The organism is Streptomyces sp. NPDC048295 (assembly GCF_040652135.1).
Lineage (GTDB): Bacteria > Actinomycetota > Actinomycetes > Streptomycetales > Streptomycetaceae > Streptomyces.
In genome coordinates this window covers 150,491-165,556 of sequence record NZ_JBEZLL010000023.1, presented here as the reverse complement: position 1 = coordinate 165,556, position 15,066 = coordinate 150,491, and the positions used below count along the sequence as shown (strand labels likewise).

General features: G+C 72.1%; 16 protein-coding genes. 9 read left to right on the top strand and 7 right to left on the bottom strand.

What is annotated here, in order from left to right; genetic code table 11:
• The first annotated feature begins 294 nt into the window (after positions 1-294).
• The 6 genes from AB0D53_RS29675 to AB0D53_RS29650 are packed head-to-tail and all read left to right on the top strand — an operon-like array spanning position 295 to position 4,838.
• A complete protein-coding gene (locus AB0D53_RS29675) occupies positions 295-597 on the top strand; it encodes an urease subunit gamma (RefSeq protein WP_362452092.1) in 303 nt (100 codons plus the stop codon).
• The gene (gene ureB, locus AB0D53_RS29670) at positions 594-962 is read left to right on the top strand and encodes an urease subunit beta (RefSeq protein WP_362452091.1); all 369 of its coding nucleotides are present in this window, start codon (positions 594-596) and stop codon (positions 960-962) included. The genes AB0D53_RS29675 and ureB overlap by 4 nt, the downstream gene beginning before the upstream one ends.
• A 1-nt stretch (position 963) precedes the next feature.
• Positions 964-2,667 carry an urease subunit alpha gene (locus AB0D53_RS29665; RefSeq protein ID WP_362452090.1) on the top strand — a complete coding sequence of 568 codons (1,704 nt, stop codon included), beginning with the start codon at positions 964-966 and terminating at the stop codon, positions 2,665-2,667.
• Positions 2,667-3,332, top strand: a complete 666-nt coding sequence (locus tag AB0D53_RS29660) for an urease accessory UreF family protein (RefSeq protein WP_362452089.1) — start codon at positions 2,667-2,669, stop codon at positions 3,330-3,332. The genes AB0D53_RS29665 and AB0D53_RS29660 overlap by 1 nt, the downstream gene beginning before the upstream one ends.
• Positions 3,325-4,074 carry an urease accessory protein UreG gene (gene ureG / locus AB0D53_RS29655; RefSeq protein ID WP_362452088.1) on the top strand — a complete coding sequence of 250 codons (750 nt, stop codon included), beginning with the start codon at positions 3,325-3,327 and terminating at the stop codon, positions 4,072-4,074. The genes AB0D53_RS29660 and ureG overlap by 8 nt, the downstream gene beginning before the upstream one ends.
• On the top strand, positions 4,071-4,838 hold the full coding sequence (locus AB0D53_RS29650; protein WP_362452086.1) for an urease accessory protein UreD: 768 nt from the start codon (positions 4,071-4,073) through the stop codon (positions 4,836-4,838). Before ureG ends, AB0D53_RS29650 begins: the two co-directional genes overlap by 4 nt.
• Here AB0D53_RS29650 and AB0D53_RS29645 read toward each other — a convergent pair.
• Positions 4,825-6,222 carry an MFS transporter gene (locus tag AB0D53_RS29645; RefSeq protein WP_362452084.1) on the bottom strand — a complete coding sequence of 466 codons (1,398 nt, stop codon included), beginning with the start codon at positions 6,220-6,222 and terminating at the stop codon, positions 4,825-4,827. The two genes, AB0D53_RS29650 and AB0D53_RS29645, sit on opposite strands and share 14 nt — an antisense overlap.
• A 229-nt stretch (positions 6,223-6,451) precedes the next feature.
• Between AB0D53_RS29645 and AB0D53_RS29640 the strand changes: the two genes are divergently transcribed.
• Entirely contained in the window at positions 6,452-6,973 is a 522-nt protein-coding gene (locus tag AB0D53_RS29640; protein ID WP_362452083.1) for a DinB family protein, read from the top strand.
• 34 nt (positions 6,974-7,007) lie between these two features.
• Here the strand turns inward: AB0D53_RS29640 and AB0D53_RS29635 are convergent, their stop codons facing one another.
• A complete protein-coding gene (locus tag AB0D53_RS29635) occupies positions 7,008-8,054 on the bottom strand; it encodes a hypothetical protein (RefSeq protein ID WP_362452082.1) in 1,047 nt (348 codons plus the stop codon).
• A gap of 216 nt (positions 8,055-8,270) precedes the next feature.
• Between AB0D53_RS29635 and AB0D53_RS29630 the strand changes: the two genes are divergently transcribed.
• Together AB0D53_RS29630 and AB0D53_RS29625 are read left to right on the top strand one after the other, a co-directional pair.
• The gene (locus tag AB0D53_RS29630; RefSeq protein ID WP_362452081.1) at positions 8,271-8,849 is read left to right on the top strand and encodes a dihydrofolate reductase family protein; all 579 of its coding nucleotides are present in this window, start codon (positions 8,271-8,273) and stop codon (positions 8,847-8,849) included.
• Between the two features lie 108 nt (positions 8,850-8,957).
• Complete coding sequence (locus tag AB0D53_RS29625; protein WP_362452080.1) at positions 8,958-9,389, top strand: nuclear transport factor 2 family protein; 432 nt, start codon at positions 8,958-8,960, stop codon at positions 9,387-9,389.
• Positions 9,390-9,455: 66 nt separating this feature from the next.
• Here AB0D53_RS29625 and AB0D53_RS29620 read toward each other — a convergent pair whose 3' ends face one another.
• The 5 genes from AB0D53_RS29620 to AB0D53_RS29600 all read right to left on the bottom strand — a co-directional run bounded on the left by AB0D53_RS29620 (position 9,456) and on the right by AB0D53_RS29600 (position 14,997).
• Complete coding sequence (locus AB0D53_RS29620; protein ID WP_362452078.1) at positions 9,456-10,595, bottom strand: zinc-binding dehydrogenase; 1,140 nt, start codon at positions 10,593-10,595, stop codon at positions 9,456-9,458.
• Positions 10,592-10,894, bottom strand: a complete 303-nt coding sequence (locus AB0D53_RS29615) for a putative quinol monooxygenase (RefSeq protein ID WP_362452077.1) — start codon at positions 10,892-10,894, stop codon at positions 10,592-10,594. Before AB0D53_RS29615 ends, AB0D53_RS29620 begins: the two co-directional genes overlap by 4 nt.
• Positions 10,895-10,899: 5 nt before the next feature.
• Entirely contained in the window at positions 10,900-11,559 is a 660-nt protein-coding gene (locus AB0D53_RS29610) for a glycerol-3-phosphate responsive antiterminator (RefSeq protein WP_329819777.1), read from the bottom strand.
• Between the two features lie 214 nt (positions 11,560-11,773).
• Positions 11,774-13,327, bottom strand: a complete 1,554-nt coding sequence (locus AB0D53_RS29605) for an FAD-binding oxidoreductase (RefSeq protein ID WP_362452076.1) — start codon at positions 13,325-13,327, stop codon at positions 11,774-11,776.
• Positions 13,324-14,997 carry a glycerol-3-phosphate dehydrogenase/oxidase gene (locus AB0D53_RS29600; RefSeq protein WP_362452074.1) on the bottom strand — a complete coding sequence of 558 codons (1,674 nt, stop codon included), beginning with the start codon at positions 14,995-14,997 and terminating at the stop codon, positions 13,324-13,326. The genes AB0D53_RS29605 and AB0D53_RS29600 overlap by 4 nt, the downstream gene beginning before the upstream one ends.
• Positions 14,998-15,066 lie beyond the last annotated feature (69 nt).

Genomic DNA, 15,066 nt, shown 5'->3' with positions numbered 1-15,066 from the left:
GTCACCGCCTTCATCCTGGCCGGACGCTACTTCGAGGCCCGCTCCAAGCGGAAGGCGGGCGCGGCCCTCAAGGCACTGCTGGACTCCCCGACGGGGGTGCGCGACCGCCTCTCTTTACTGTTTCTTGATGGATAAAATTTGTCTACTTTGCCCGTATATGGTGGTCGATAAGGCCAGAAAGGGACTTATCGCGGCACGGTGCAAGTTGCCACGGTGAGGCCGGGAGGCTTATAAGAGGAGCGTGGCCGAGGCGATTCCGGGAATTCCGGGGAATGCCGCCATGGAGGTTTCCCAATGTTTCTCACTCCGTCCGACACGGAGAAATTGCTGCTGAGCGTCGCCGGAATGGTCGCTCGCGACAGGCGGGAGCGGGGCGTACGGCTCAACTACCCCGAGGCGGTCGCACTGCTCTCCTGCTGGGCCATGGAACGCGCCCGCGAGGGCGCCCGCGTCACCGACCTGATGACCGCGGGGAGGAATGTCCTCACCCGTGCTGACGTGCTGGAAGGTGTGCCCGAGATGCTGCATGACGTCCAGGTCGAGGCAACCTTCCCGGACGGGCGCAAGCTCGTCACGATCACCTCGCCGATCCCGTGATCCCCGGCGAGATCCGGACCGGGGCCGGCGAACTGAAAATCAATGACACCCGTACACAATTGCGTGTGACCGTGGTGAACGACGGTGACCGCCCCATTCAAATAGGCTCGCATCTGCATTTCCCCGACGCGAATCCCGCGCTTTCTTTCGACCGCGCCCCGACCGTGGGATTCCGGCTCGACATTCCTTCCGGTACTTCGCTGCGCTTCGAACCCGGAGTCGGCGCCGAGGTCACCCTCGTCGAACTGGGAGGCCGTCGAAAGGTGCCCGGCATCGTCGTCCCGGGCAGCCGGGCCGCGCGGACGGACGGACCGGAGGCGGCGCGAACGGACGGCTCCCGGGCCGCAGGAACGGATGGCGTGTGACATGGCACGAATGACCCGTGACGCCTACGCGTCGCTGTACGGCCCCACCACCGGCGACCGCGTCCGCCTCGCCGACACCGACCTCTGGATCGAGGTCGAGGAGGACCGCTGCTTCGGCGGCGACGAGGCCGTCTTCGGCGGCGGCAAGTCCATCCGCGAATCCATGGCCCAGTCCACCGCCGCACGCGCCGACGGCGCCCTCGACCTCGTCATCACCAATGTCGTCGTCCTCGACCACTGGGGCATCGTCAAGACCGACGTCGGCGTACGGTCCGGAAGGATCGTCGCCCTCGGCCGCTCCGGCAACCCCGACATCAGCGACGGCGTCCACCCCGGCCTGGTGATCGGACCCGGCACCGACGTGGTCTCCGGCGAGGGCCGCATCCTCACCGCCGGAGCCATCGACACCCACGTCCACTTCCTCATGCCGGAGACCCTCCACGAGGCGCTCGCCACCGGCACCACCACCGTCATCGGCGGCGGCACCGGCGCCACCGAGGGATCCAAGGCCACCACGGTCACCCCGGGTGCCTGGAACCTCGCGATGATGCACCGGTCCCTGGACCGGGTCCCGCTCAACGTCATGCTGTTCGCCAAGGGCTCCACCGTCGGCGAGGAGGCCCTGCGCGAGGCGGCACTCGGCGGAGCGGGCGGCTACAAGGTCCACGAGGACTGGGGCGCCACCCCCGCCGCCATCGACGCGGCACTGAAGGCCGCCGACGAACACGGCCTCCAGGTCGCCCTGCACGCCGACAGCCTCAACGAGGCCGGCTACGTCGAAGGAACCCTGGACGCCATCGGCGGACGCGGCATCCATGTCTTCCACGCCGAAGGCGCGGGCGGCGGCCACGCACCCGACATCATCACCGTCGCCTCCCACCCCAACATCCTCCCGGCGTCCACCAACCCCACGCTCCCGCACACCGTCAACACCGTCGCCGAACACCTCGACATGCTGATGGTCTGCCACCACCTCAACCCGCGCGTCCCCGAGGACCTCGCCTTCGCCGAGTCCCGCATCCGCGCCACCACGATCGCCGCAGAGGACGTCCTGCACGACATCGGCGCGCTCTCCATCACCTCCTCGGACGCCCAGGCCATGGGGCGCATCGGCGAGGTCATCTGCCGCACCTGGCAGGTCGCGCACACGATGAAGCAGCGCTTCGGGGACCGGGGCAGCGCACTGCCCGCCGACAACGAACGCGCCCGCCGCTACATCGCCAAGTACACGATCTGCCCGGCGGTCGCCCACGGCATCGACCATGTCGTCGGTTCCGTCGAACCGGGCAAGCTCGCCGACCTGGTGCTGTGGGACCCCGCCTTCTTCGGCATCCGGCCCGCCGCCGTGATCAAGGGCGGCATGGTGGTGTACGCGCCGCTCGGCGACGCCAACGCCGCGATCCCCACCACCCAGCCCGTCCTCCTGCGCCCCACCGCCGCCGCCGGGGCCGCCCCGCACCTCTCGGTCAGCTTCGTGGCCCCGTCGGCCCTGGCCGACGGACTCGCCGAACGCCTCGGTCTGGTACGGGAGTTGGTCGCCGTGCGGCCCACCCGTCACCTCACCAAGGCGGACCTGCCGAACAACACGGCGCTCCCGGACATCGAGGTCGATCCGGAGACCTTCGCCATCCGGATCGACGGAGAGCTCGTGGAGCCCGCCCCCGCCACCGAACTGCCGCTGGCCCAGCGGTACTCCATGTTCTGATGGCCGGCCTGGCACCCCTGCTGCTCGGCGACGGACGGCTCCCGGTCGGCGCGTACACCTACAGCGCGGGACTCGAACCGGCCGTCGCGGCGGGCCTCACCCGCGACCGGATCCCCGCGCTGCTGAGGGCCCGGCTGCACACCGCGGCCGTCACCGAGGCCGCCGCCGCGGTACTCGCCCTGCGGGCCGCCGGCCGGGACCCGGTGGAGTACGGCCCCGTACAACAGGCGCTCGCCGCCCGGACCCCGGCCGCACCCCTGCGCGAGGCATCGGCGACGCTCGGCCGCGGTGTACAGCGCTTGGCGCGCCGGCTGGCCCCCGGCCATCCGGCGGTCACCGCACTGACCGGGCTTCGCCCCCGTCCGCTGCGGCCGGTGGCACTCGGTGCGCTCGGGGCCGTCATGAAGGTGTCGGAGGAGGAGCTGGCGCGGGGCGTCGTCTACGACGAACTCCAGACCATCACCTCGGCGGCGCTCAAACTGCTGCCCGGCGACCCGCTGGACTCGGTCGCCTGGATCCTCGACGCCGAGCCGCACGCGGCGGCCGCGGTGGCCGAGGCCCTCGCGGTACGCACCCCGGCCGAACTGCCCGCCCGTACACCCCCGCTCACCGAACAGTGGGCGCTCGAACACGCACAACGAGAACGGAGACTCTTCCTTGCCTGACCAGCGCCTCGCCCCCACGCCCGACCGGCACCCCCACCAGCCGCGCGCTCTGCGCCTCGGCGTCGCCGGCCCGGTCGGCACCGGCAAGAGCTCGATCCTCGCCACCCTGTGCCGCGAGCTGGCCGGCGAACTCGCCATGGGTGTCGTCACCAACGACATCTACACCGACGAGGACGCCCGCTTCCTCCGCTCGGCCGGTGTGCTCCCCACCGAGCGCATCCGGGCCGTCGAGACCGGCGCCTGCCCGCACACCGCGATCCGGGACGACATCAGCGCCAACCTCGATGCCGTGGAGGATCTGGAGGAGGCGTACGGTCCGCTCGACCTGGTGCTCGTCGAGAGCGGCGGTGACAACCTCACCGCCACCTTCAGCCCGGCCCTCGTCGATGCCCAGCTGTTCTGCATCGACGTCGCGGGCGGCGGCGACGTCGCCCGCAAGGGCGGCCCCGGCATCACCGGTGCCGACCTCCTGATCATCAACAAGACCGACCTCGCGCCCTACGTGGAGGTCGACGTGGACGCGATGGTCGCCGACGCGTCGGGTGCGCGTGACGGTCTGCCGGTCCTCGCGCTCTCCAAGAACGACCCGGTCTCGGTCGCCCGACTGGCCGACTGGGTGCGGGAGATGCTCGAACGCCACCGCTCCGGCACCCATGTCCCCACCGACCCGGGACCGATGGCACCCCACAGCCACAGCCACAGCCACAGCCACAGCCACAGCCACAGCCACGACGACGCGTGACCGGGGAATCCGCCGAGCCCACCGTCGTCGCCGTGGAGCGCGACGGTCCGGGCCGCCACCTCGCCCGCGAACTGCGCCCGGGCTCCTTCCTCGCGCCCCGGCCCCTGCTGCCGTCCGCCGACCGTCTGCGGATCGCTCTGGTCGGCACCCGGGCGGGCCTGCTCGCGGGCGACGATCTGCTGCTGGACATCTCGGTCGGACCCGGCGCCCGGCTGGAGCTGGTCGAGCCGTCCGGCCTGGTGGCGTACGACCACCGGGGCGGCACGTCGCGGTGGCGGGCCCGCGTCGATGTGGCGGAGGGCGGCGAACTGCACTGGGACGCCCGGCCGTTCGTGATCTCCTCGGGGGCCCGGGTCGAGCGCTCCATGGAGGTCTCGCTGGCGGCCGGGGCGCGGATGCTGTGGCGCGACACCCTGGTCCTGGGGCGGTCCGGGGAGCGGGGCGGCGGGGTCAGGGCGATGACGCGGGCCTCGTACGACGGCTGCGAGCTGCTGGTCGAGGACCTGGACCTCATGGACCCGGACCTGCGTGAGCTCCCCGGAATCCTGGGCCCCAACCGTGTCATCGGCTCGGTCACGGCCCTCGGCGCCGATCCGGGCGGCCGGCCCCACCCGTACCGGACGGCACTGGCGGGGCCGGGGGCGCAGATACGGCTGCTGGACACGGTGGCGCCGGCGATCGAGGCGGACCTGGCCGAGGTCTGGGAGGACTGGCGCGCACCGGGCGGCACCGGAACGCCGGACCCCCCGGTCAGGAACGGCTGACCGCGCCGCGAGCCGTCCCGCCGCTGTCCGCCGAACCGCTGTTCACCGAAGCGCTGTTCACCGGACCGCTGTCCACCGCGCCGCGAGCCGTCCCGCCGTTGTCCGCCGGACCGCTGTCCACCGCGCCACTGTCCGCCGAATCGCTGCCCATCGGACCTGGCGCCACCCCGGCGCGAGCCACCGCGGTCGCACACAACAGCGCGGGGACCGCCGCGACCGCGAAGCAGACGGCCGGGGACATGCGGTCCACCAGCAGACCCACCACCGCGACCCCCACCGACGACCCCGCGTTGACCGCGGTGTTCACCCAGGCACCCGCCTGCGTACGGCTGCCCGCGCCCACGGACTCGTCCGCGATGAGGTACGCGGTGGTCAGGGCGGGCGCGACGAACAGCCCGGCCACCGCGGCGACGACGGCCAGGACGTACACATTCGGCGACAGCCCCGCCCCGGCCATGGCGGCGCCCAGGCCGACCGCCAGCAGCGGCAGCCGCACCCGGTTCGACGCCCGCCAGGAGACGGCGCCGTAGGCCAGCCCCCCGACCGCGCTTCCGGCCGAGAGCGCGGCGAGCACCCACGACACCGCCGCGCCCTGGTGACGCTGCTCGGTGAACGCCACCACCAGCAGATCCAGGCCCCCCAGGCACAGCCCCACGGCCGCCGTCACCAGCACGGCGTGCCGCAGCCCGGCGATGCCGAGCAGCCGCCGTCCGGCGGGCGGGACGTCCGGGCCGGCTGCCGGGCCGTCGGACGGTGCCGCGCCCCGACCCCGCACGACCGGTGAGGAGAGCAGCGCCGCTGTGCCCACGAGCACCAGCGCGGCGCTGATCGCGACACCGGCTGCGGGCGGGGCGGACTTCACGACCACCCCCACCAGCAACGGACCGCTGACGAAGAGGAGTTCCTCGGCGACGCCGTCCAGGCTGTAGGCGCGTCGCAACAGTTCCCGGTCGGTGACGAGGTCGCTCCACAGGGTCCGCATCACCGGCCCCAGCGGTGGAGTGGAGGCTCCCGCCGCAGCGGTCAGCGCCCCCAGCAGGAACGCCGAGGTCCCCGGCCGCCAGGTGGCGTACGCCAGCGCGGCGAGCAGCAGCGCGTAGAGGCCGGCCATCGGCGGCAGGACCCGGCGCGGCCCGTACCGGTCGATCAGCGCGGCACGGGCGGGGGAGAGGAAGACGCTGGTCGCCCCGAACAGGGCCATGACGGCACCGGCGACGGAGTACGAGCCGGTGGAGGAGTTCACCGCCAGCATCAGGGAGAGGGAGATCATCCCGTACGAGAGCCGGCCCAGCAGGGCGGCACCGAAGGTACGGGCGGCGTGAGGCGTACGCAGGACGGTGGCGTACGAAGGCGTGCGTGAAGGCACGGGTGACGGCGACGGCATGGATGCGTTCCTCGTGAGGGCAGCGCGGTGCAGGGCGCTGCGGGCATGCGGGGACACCGGAGTGCCGCACCCGGAAGCGGGGTGCGGTCAGTGCGGGGTCCTACGCACGGAAGAGGAACATGCCGGCCAAGCTATCAGGGCGACCGGCGCGGGTGGAGGGGGAGTTCGGCACCGCATCGGCCGAAAAGCGTTGCGAGCCGTGATCTCGCCTCGGGTAGGTTCGATGTCCATGTCGTCCTCCCTGTACCCCTCCCGTGAGCGCCCCGCCTATGACGCAGACGAGCGGACCCAGCTCGTCGGCTGGCTCGACACACAACGCGCGACCGCCCGCTGGAAGTGCGAAGGACTCTCGGAGGCGGACGCGCACCGCCCCGTCCTGCCGTCCTCGCCGCTCATGACGATGGCGGGTGTCATGTCGCACCTCCGCTGGGCCGAGCACCTCTGGTTCGAGGTCGTCCTGCTGGGCCGCCCGGCGGTGGGGCCCATCTTCGACGGGCCGAAGGACGCCAGCATGATGGTCGAGGGCGTTCCGCTCGGGAAGCTGCTGGACGACTACGACCGGCAGGTCGCGGCGTCGAACGAGATCATCGCGGCGGGCTCGCTCGACGACGTGGGCCGGCACCCGGACTTCGAGGTCTCGGCCGCGAGCCTGCGCTGGATCATGCTCCACATGATCGAGGAGACCGCCCGGCACGCGGGCCACCTGGACGCCATCAGGGAGATCCTGGACGGCAGGACGGGTCACTACTGAGGTCCGTCCTGCCGCACGGTGTCCGCCGCCCGCGTCATCCGGTGGTGCCGGTGATGTCCGCATTGGCCGCCATGATCCGTCCGGCGGCCCGCCGGAGTCCGGGGAGGAAGGCGATGACCTCCTCGCCCCGACGGAGAAGGTCGTCGGTGGACGTGATGCCGAGGTCGGCGACGGCCTCCCGGAAGGCCGGGAGCCGTGCGCGGTGCAGTTCGGGTGCGTCCACGGCCAGTACGCTGTGACAGCGCGCGAAGGTCGCGATGATCCAGAACACCGCTTCGCGGTGGTCGCCCCGCTCGATGAGGTGCCTGCTGCCGTCGATGGCGACCGGCCGCGCCCCGGCGGTGATGTCGCCGCTGAAGAAGAACGGCGTACGGGCGACCTCCGCGGTGGCGTCGAAGGTGCGGGCCAGCTCGTCCAGGTGGTGCCCCGTCCTGGGCGCGGACAGCCGTGCGCACCCGAGCAGTTCCAGCAGCTCCGGGTACAGCTGCGACTGCCCGTACGCGTCGAGGACCTCACGGACCGCCGGATACCGCAGCCGGACCGTGGGGTTGCGCAGGGCGGCGACCAACAGGACATGCGTGGTCACCCCGGTCGGGAACAGCCAGGACGTCACCTGTCCGTGGAACGGGGCCGAGGCGTCGAAGGCCGCGAGGCGGGTCTCGATCCGGCGCTCGGCGTCCAGGCATCTGCGGCGCACCCAGTCCCGCTCGGCGAACCGGCGGGACACGTCGACCCGCAGCTCGCGCAGCCGCCCCGTCGGGTCCTCGATGACGGTGTCGCGGCGGAAGCTCCCCGCCAGGTGGTACGAGGAGAGCACCCCGTCCGCCGAGGCGAGCTCCTCCCGCGGCAGATGGCTGACCTCCAGCAGCGCACCCCGGAAGCGGAACTTGCCGGGCCCGGCCGGCAGGTCCGGCGCGTCGGTGACGACCACCACGTCCACGTCCGAGAACGGGGACAGTTCGGCGTCGTCCGGCAGGCCCACCGTGGAACCGCTGAAATAGGCGCCGCGGAAACCGGGATCGGGCCGGGCGTGCTCGGTGATCCACTGGACCGCGGCCGATCGGGCCGTACCGACTCTCATACCGAACCTCTTTCCGGGCCGCGACGACGCAGCGGCCGGAGCGACGCCGCTCCGGCGCCATCACCGTAGGCCGGTCCCGCCGTGCCGTGCCGCGGGGAACTGTGCCGTGGAGCGCCCGCGAGGCGTGTCATTCGTTGCCGGGTGCGCGGCCGGGGCGTCAACTGTTCTGGCGCCGGGCGACCGTGTGGCGCGACGCCTCCGGCGGAGAGGATTGCGATGAGGAAGATCGTCCTGATGGCCCAGGTGTCCCTCGACGGCTTCATCGAGGGGCCGGACCGTGAGATCGACTGGCACCTGGTCGACGACGAACTGCACCGTCACTTCAACGAGCAGCTCAGGACCATGGGCGGCTTCCTGGAAGGACGGGTGACCCATCAGCTCATGGCGGACTTCTGGCCGACCGCCGACTCCGATCCCTCCGCCACCGAACCCGTGGCGGAGTTCGCCGGCATCTGGCGGGACATGCCCAAGACCGTGTTCTCCCGGACCCTGGAACGGGCCGGCCGGAACACCACGATCAAACGGGAGGTCGACGCGGAGGAGATCAGGGCACTGAAGGCGCAGCCCGGCGGGGACCTGTGTCTCGGGGGCGCCGATCTCGCCGCGACCTTCATGCGGCTCGACCTGGTCGACGAGTACCGCGTCTACGTCCATCCGGTCCTCATCGGCCGGGGCAAACCCCTGTTTCCGGACTCGGCGGTGCGGACCGGCCTCCGTCCGGCCGGAACCAGGGAATTCGGCAACGGGGTCGTGCTGCTCCGTTACGAACGCCGCGCGGTTGCTCCAGCGGAATGAACTCCCCGGGCCACGACGGTGTGCGACCGGTGCTGTGCCGGGTCGTACGGGGAGCCCTCCCCGTATAACTGCCGCACCGTCGCGAGAGCTCTCACGAAAGGACCGGCGATGACGCTCAGTGTCGAGGACCGCCTGGACATCTCCGAATTGCTCGCCCTGCACGGGCACTTGGTCGACAACGACGAACTGGACCGGCTGGACGAGCTGTTCACCGACGACATCGTCTACGAAACCTCGAACCTCGGGCACGGGGAGCTGCGCGGGCTGGCCGCCTTCCGGGACATGGCGCGGGAGCGGGCGGGCAAGCCGGGCGCACCCGTCGGCCACCATGTCACCAACATCGTCCTCACCGAGACCGGGGACGGCCGGGTCCACGCGCGGTCCAAGGGGATCGGTGCCGGCGCGGACGGTCAGTGCGGAAGCGTGACCTACGAGGACGTGATCGTGCGCGGCGAGCGGGGATGGCGCATCAGCCGGCGCAGGATCACCCTGCACTTCACGCCCGCGGCCGCGCCGGAGACCGAGGAGGCCGACAGCTGACGGCCGGCGGCCGGCGGCGCCCCTCGGACATCCGGGGGCGCCGCCGGCCGGGCCGCGGCCCGGGCGTCAGCCGTCCAGCATTCCCGAGGTGTCGATGACCTGACGGATCGCCCGGCCCGAAGCCAGCTCCTCCATCGCCGCGTTGATGTCGCTCAGCGGCAGCGTGCCCGTGTGCATCTGCTCCACCGGCATCAGGCCGGCCCGCCACAGGTCCAGGAACCTCGGGATGTCGCGGCGCGGCACCGCGTCACCCATGTACGAGCCCAGCAGCGACTTGCCCTCGCCCGCGAACGCCAGGGCCGGTACCTCCAGCACCCGGTCCGGTGCGGGCAGGCCCACCGAGACGACCTTGCCGCCCCGTGCCACGGCCGCCAGGCACTGCGCCATCACCTTCGGGCTGCCCACCGCCTCCACCGCCAACTCCGCTCCACCACCGGTGATTTCACGGATCTGTCGCAGCGCGTCGTCGGGGGCGCAGGCGTGTGTCGCACCCAGTCGGAGAGCCAGCTCGCGCTTCTCCTGGACCGGGTCGACCGCGATGATCGGACACGCCCCCGCGGCGCGGGCGCCCAGCACCGCGGCGAGGCCCACCCCGCCCAGCCCGTAGACCACCGTCGACTGCCCCGGACGCAGGGCCGCCGTGTTGATCACCGCGCCCGCGCCCGTCAGCACCGCGCAGCCGAACATCGACGCCACGGTGAACGGAACGTCCTTGGGGATCGGCACCACCGACTCCTGGGCCAGCACCGCGTGTTCGGAGAACGCGGAGACGCCCAGCTGGTGGTGGACCGGGTTGCCGGCGGCGTCGGTGAGCAGCGACGGGCCGTGCAGCAGCGCCCCCGAGCCGTTGGCCGCCGCGGCCTGCGCGCACAGGGCCGGCCGGCCCGCCGCGCAGTCGCCGCAGAAGCCGCAGCTCGGCACGAAGACCAGTGCGACATGGTCGCCGGGGGAGACCCGGCCGACGCCCGGCCCGGTCTCCTGGACGACGCCCACCGCCTCGTGGCCCAGGGCCATCGGCAGCGGGCGGACCCGGTCGCCGTTGACCACCGAGAGGTCCGAGTGGCAGAGCGAGGCGGCCGCGATCCGGACCAGCACCTCGCCCTCGCGCGGGGCGCCCAGCTCCAGCTCCTCCACCTCGACCGGACGGGTCGCGGAGTAGGGGCGGGCCGTCGATATCCCGCGCAGCACCGCCGCACGGGTCTTCACGCCGCCACCTCCGGACGCGGCTCGCAGCGCAGTACGTCCCGGCTCTCCAGCAGCGGCACGACCTTGCCGAGCACGATCTCCTGGAAGTGCGGGGTGGCGCAGTGCGCGGTGAAGTCGGCCTCGGAGGCGTACTCCTCGTAGAGCACGATCGCGCGGGGGTCCTCGGTGCCCTGGTGGACCCGGTAGGCGAGGTTGCCGGACTCCTCGCGGGAGGCGGCGGCCATCGTGTCGAGCAGGGGCAGGACGGTGTTCTCCTCACCGGCCCTGGTGCGGTAGCGGGCTACGACCACATACGTCATGGGGGTTACTCCTGGGGTGGGGCGGGCCTCTTCAGGGCGGTGGGCGGGACCGGCGGCAGCTGGTCCCGGCGCAGAGTCCAGAGGCGGGGGTCGGACGTGGCGGCGGCGGCCGACCCGAGGGCCAGCGCCAGCGCGACGTCCGCGGGGCTCTCCACGAAGCCCGCGGCCACCGACGGGGACATCGCGCGCTGTGCCTGCGCGCTCATCCGGCCGATGATCGGGGCGGGCATGATCTCGACCAGGTCCGGCGCCCCGCGCGAGATCGCGTCCGTGGAGCGGCGCAGATTGGACCGGTCGGTGACGAACACCTTCATCATCGTCAGCAGGCCGAGCGGACGGCCCTTCTCTATGAGGGAGAGCCGGGTGCTGACCACGCCGTGCGCGCCCATGTTCTTGATGAACTCCAGCGCGCCCCGGTCCTGGGCCAGACCGGGGCTGCTGTCCACGTTCACGAACACGGTCTTCCCCGCCCGGCCCAGCGCCGGCACGACCTGGGGCAGCTGCCCCACCGCGAAGGAGGCGAGGATGCACACCTTGGCCGGTGCGGTCAGGAACTGCCGCAGCGGCTGGGTCCCGACGACCGACGCGACGACCGGCACCTCGGCGAACGCCGCGGTGAGCCGGGGGTCGAGCGGGGCACCGGACCGGGAGGGGGAAGGGGTCATGGCAAGGGCCTGCCTGGGGAAGGAGGGGTTCGTGGCTGCTGTCGGCCCGGGGCCTCTCGTCCGGATCGGGCCGGGGTCGCGGGGTCCGGCACGCACGCTCGCCGCGTTGTCGTCGGTCGCCGGGGCTCCGCCCCGACTCCCTCCTGCGCCTTGCGATCGCACGCACCGGACCCCGCTTCCTGATCCGACCTGATCCGAACGAAAGACCCTGGCGTCAGTTCAGCGGAGACGTACCGAATCGGCTGGGAAGGCCCAGTTTGCCAGGGTTGAGAATGCCGGCCGGGTCCAGGGCCTTCTTCACCGCGACGAAGGTCGCGAAGCCCGCCCCGAGGGATTCCTCCAGGTAGGGGCCGCGCAGCAGACCGCAGCCGTGGTGGTGGCTGAGCGCCGCCGCGTGCTTGATCAGTACGGCGTTGGCCGCGTCCCACACCGAGCGGTACCAGTCGCGGCGCGACTCGGGAGCCACATCGCCGCGCAGCGAGAAGTAGACGCAGGCGCCGTCGGTGTAGGCGTGGGACTGGTGGGCGGAGGCCGCCAGGGTGCCGGGCACCGACTGGATCGCGGCGACCACCTCGTCGTAGATCACCGGAAGATCGGTCCAGGACGCGGCCATCTCCAGGGTGTCGGCGACGAAGCCGGGGCCGGGCTTGAAGCCGTCGGCGGACTTGCCGACCAGCATCCGCTCGTCCAGCCAGCGCTCGAAGACCGCCTTGCTGTCCAGCTCGGGGCCGTACTCCTCGCAGACCTCGGCCGCCACCTTGATCGAGGCGTCGACGATGGCCGGGTCGCCCTCGTCGGCGACGAGCAGCAGGTTGGTGTCCGGGTGGCCGAAGTGGGTGCCCGACTCCAGGGTGTCGTACAGCCGCAGGACGGCCGGGGTCGCACCGCGCTGCATGATCTTCCGGCAGGCGTCCAGGCCCTGGGCGAAGGTCTTGAAGCCGTAGGCCACGGCGTTGGCGTACTCCGGCAGCGGGTGCACCCGCAGCCGGGCCGAGACGATGACGCCGAGGGTGCCCTCGGAGCCGACGAACAGCTGACGCAGGTCCGGGCCGACCGCGGCGCGCGCGTAGTCGCCGTACGTGGCCCGGGTGCCGTCGGCGTGCACCACGTCCACGCCGACGACCATGTCCTCGATCTTGCCGTAGCGGGTGGAGAGCTGACCGGCGCCGCGGCAGGCGATCCAGCCGCCGACCGTCGAGACGGCGAACGCGGACGGCCAGTGGCCGGTGGTGACGCCGTACTCCTCCTGGAGCTGCTTCTCGAAGAGGTCGCCGAACATGCCGGCCTGGACGTCCACGATGTTGGACTCGGCGTCGAAGCCGGTGATCCGGTTCAGCCCGCAGACGTCCAGGACGACGCCGCCGAAGACAGGGAGCGCCGCACCGGTGACATTGGAGCGGCCCGCGGACGGCGTGACGGGGATGCCGGCCTCGTGGCAGATCCGCAGCACGGCCGCGACCTGGTCCGCGTCGGCCGCCTCGACGATCACGGCGTCCGGCGTCGCGGGACGGCCCTCGGTCTCGCCGATCATCGAGCCGGCCCACCAGTCACGGGTCCGGGTGACGACCTCCTCGCGGGCGGTGTGCACCGCGTGCGCGGCCTCGCGCAGCGCCTCGATCACGCTCTCGGGCACCTCGACCGGGTTCACCTGGAGGGCGGCCTCGCCGTCCCCGATCGGGGTGTTCTGCGCCCACTTGGCGAAACTGGGGGCGCCGATCGTGTAGTTGCCCCGGTTGAACGGGTGGGTGATGGTCTGACGGCTGATCATGCTGCTGCCCCTTCGAGGAGTACGGACTTTTCGTGACGGACGGCCGCGAGGTACTCGGAGACCGAACGCTCCACCTCGGCCTGAGTGAGGTTCAGTTCCCGGCCGAGGATCGCGCCCACGGCCCCGGCGGCTTCGGCGGAAGCGTCCCGGGCGAACAGCCGGGCGCGCATCCGGCGGGAGAGCACGTCGTCGACCGAGCGGGCCAGTTCGGCGCGGGCCGCGTAGACGACCTCCGCCTTGGTGTACGGGAGTCCCGCGACGATCGGCTCGGCCAGTGACGGGTCGTCCTGGATCAGGTCGCCGACGAACCGGGCCTCGGTGCCGAAGCGCTCACCGAGGTGCGCGGCGATGCCCCCGGAGGCCGCGACGGCCTCGGCGTCGTAACCGGCACCGCCGAGCAGCGGGAGGTCGCTGGTGCGGCTCCGCCCCTTGCGGCCGAGGACGGTCATCACCTTGTCGATGACGAGTTCGCCCATGTGCCGGCTGGTGGTGAGCTTGCCGCCGGTCACCGTCACCATGCCGGTGCGGCCGATGGTGATGTGGTGGTCGCGGCGCATGTCGAGGGTCGCGCCCTCCTTGCCGCCGACCAGCGGGCGCAGACCGCCGATGGAGCCGACCACGTCGTCCGGGGTGAGCTTCCCCTCGAAGGCGGTGTTGGCGCCCTCCAGCAGGAAGTCCATCTCCTCCCGGGTGCAGTGCACATCGTCGGGGGAGCCCTGGTAATCCTCGTCGGTGGTGCCGAGCACGACGCTGTTGCCCCAGCGGGTGCAGGTCGCGCGGCGGGCCCGGCCGGGGATCGGCACGGTGACCGTGCAGTTGATCCGCACCTTGTCCCACGGCACCACGATGTGGACGCCCTTGGCGGGCCTGACCTGCGGCTTGTGGCCGTCGTCCGCCTTCGCGTCGAGCTCGTCGGTCCATACGCCGGTGGCGTTGACGACGGCCCGCGCCCGGATGTCGAAGGTGTCGCCGTCCGCCGAGACCCGGGCGCCGGAGACCTTGCCCGTCTGCATCAGCAGACCCTCGGCCCGGGCGCCGTTGAGGATCGTCGCACCGAGCGCCGCCGCGGTCCGCACGATGGTCAGCACGAGGCGGGCGTCGTCGGTGCGGGCGTCGAAGTACATCAGCCCGCCCTTGAGGTTCTCCGCGCGCAGCGTCGGCGCCTGCGCGAGGACCTCGGGGACGGTGAGCCGCTGGTGCAGCTTGCCGATCCGCCAGCCGCCCACCAGGTCGTACGTCCACAGCAGACCCTCGAAGCCCTTGGCGAGACGGGCGTCGAAGATGCCTTCCTTCTCCAGGATCGGGAAGAGGAACGGCAGCCGGTGCACCAGGTGCGGGGCGTTCTTGCGGAAGCGGTGCCGCTCCAGGAGCGAGTGGCGGACCAGGTTGACATTGCCCTGCTCGATGTAGCGCAGGCCGCCGTGCACCATCTTCGAGGACTTCGACGACGTACCGGAGGCGAAGTCGTCCTTCTCGACCAGCGCTGCGCGCAGCCCGCGCGAGGCCGCGTCGAGCACGGCGTACGCCCCGGTGATGCCGCCGCCTATGACGAGCACGTCGTACGTGTCGTCGGCCAGCCGGCGCTTGAGGGCTGCCCGGTCGAGCAGCAGGGGCGTTCGGCGGGTCGCCGCGGCGCTGCGCCGCGGCTTCCGGGCGGGCATGGTGATCACAACATCAACTCCTGGTGTTTCGGTGCGGCGGCCGTGTGGTCGGTACCGGCCGCCGGGTGACGGTCGGGG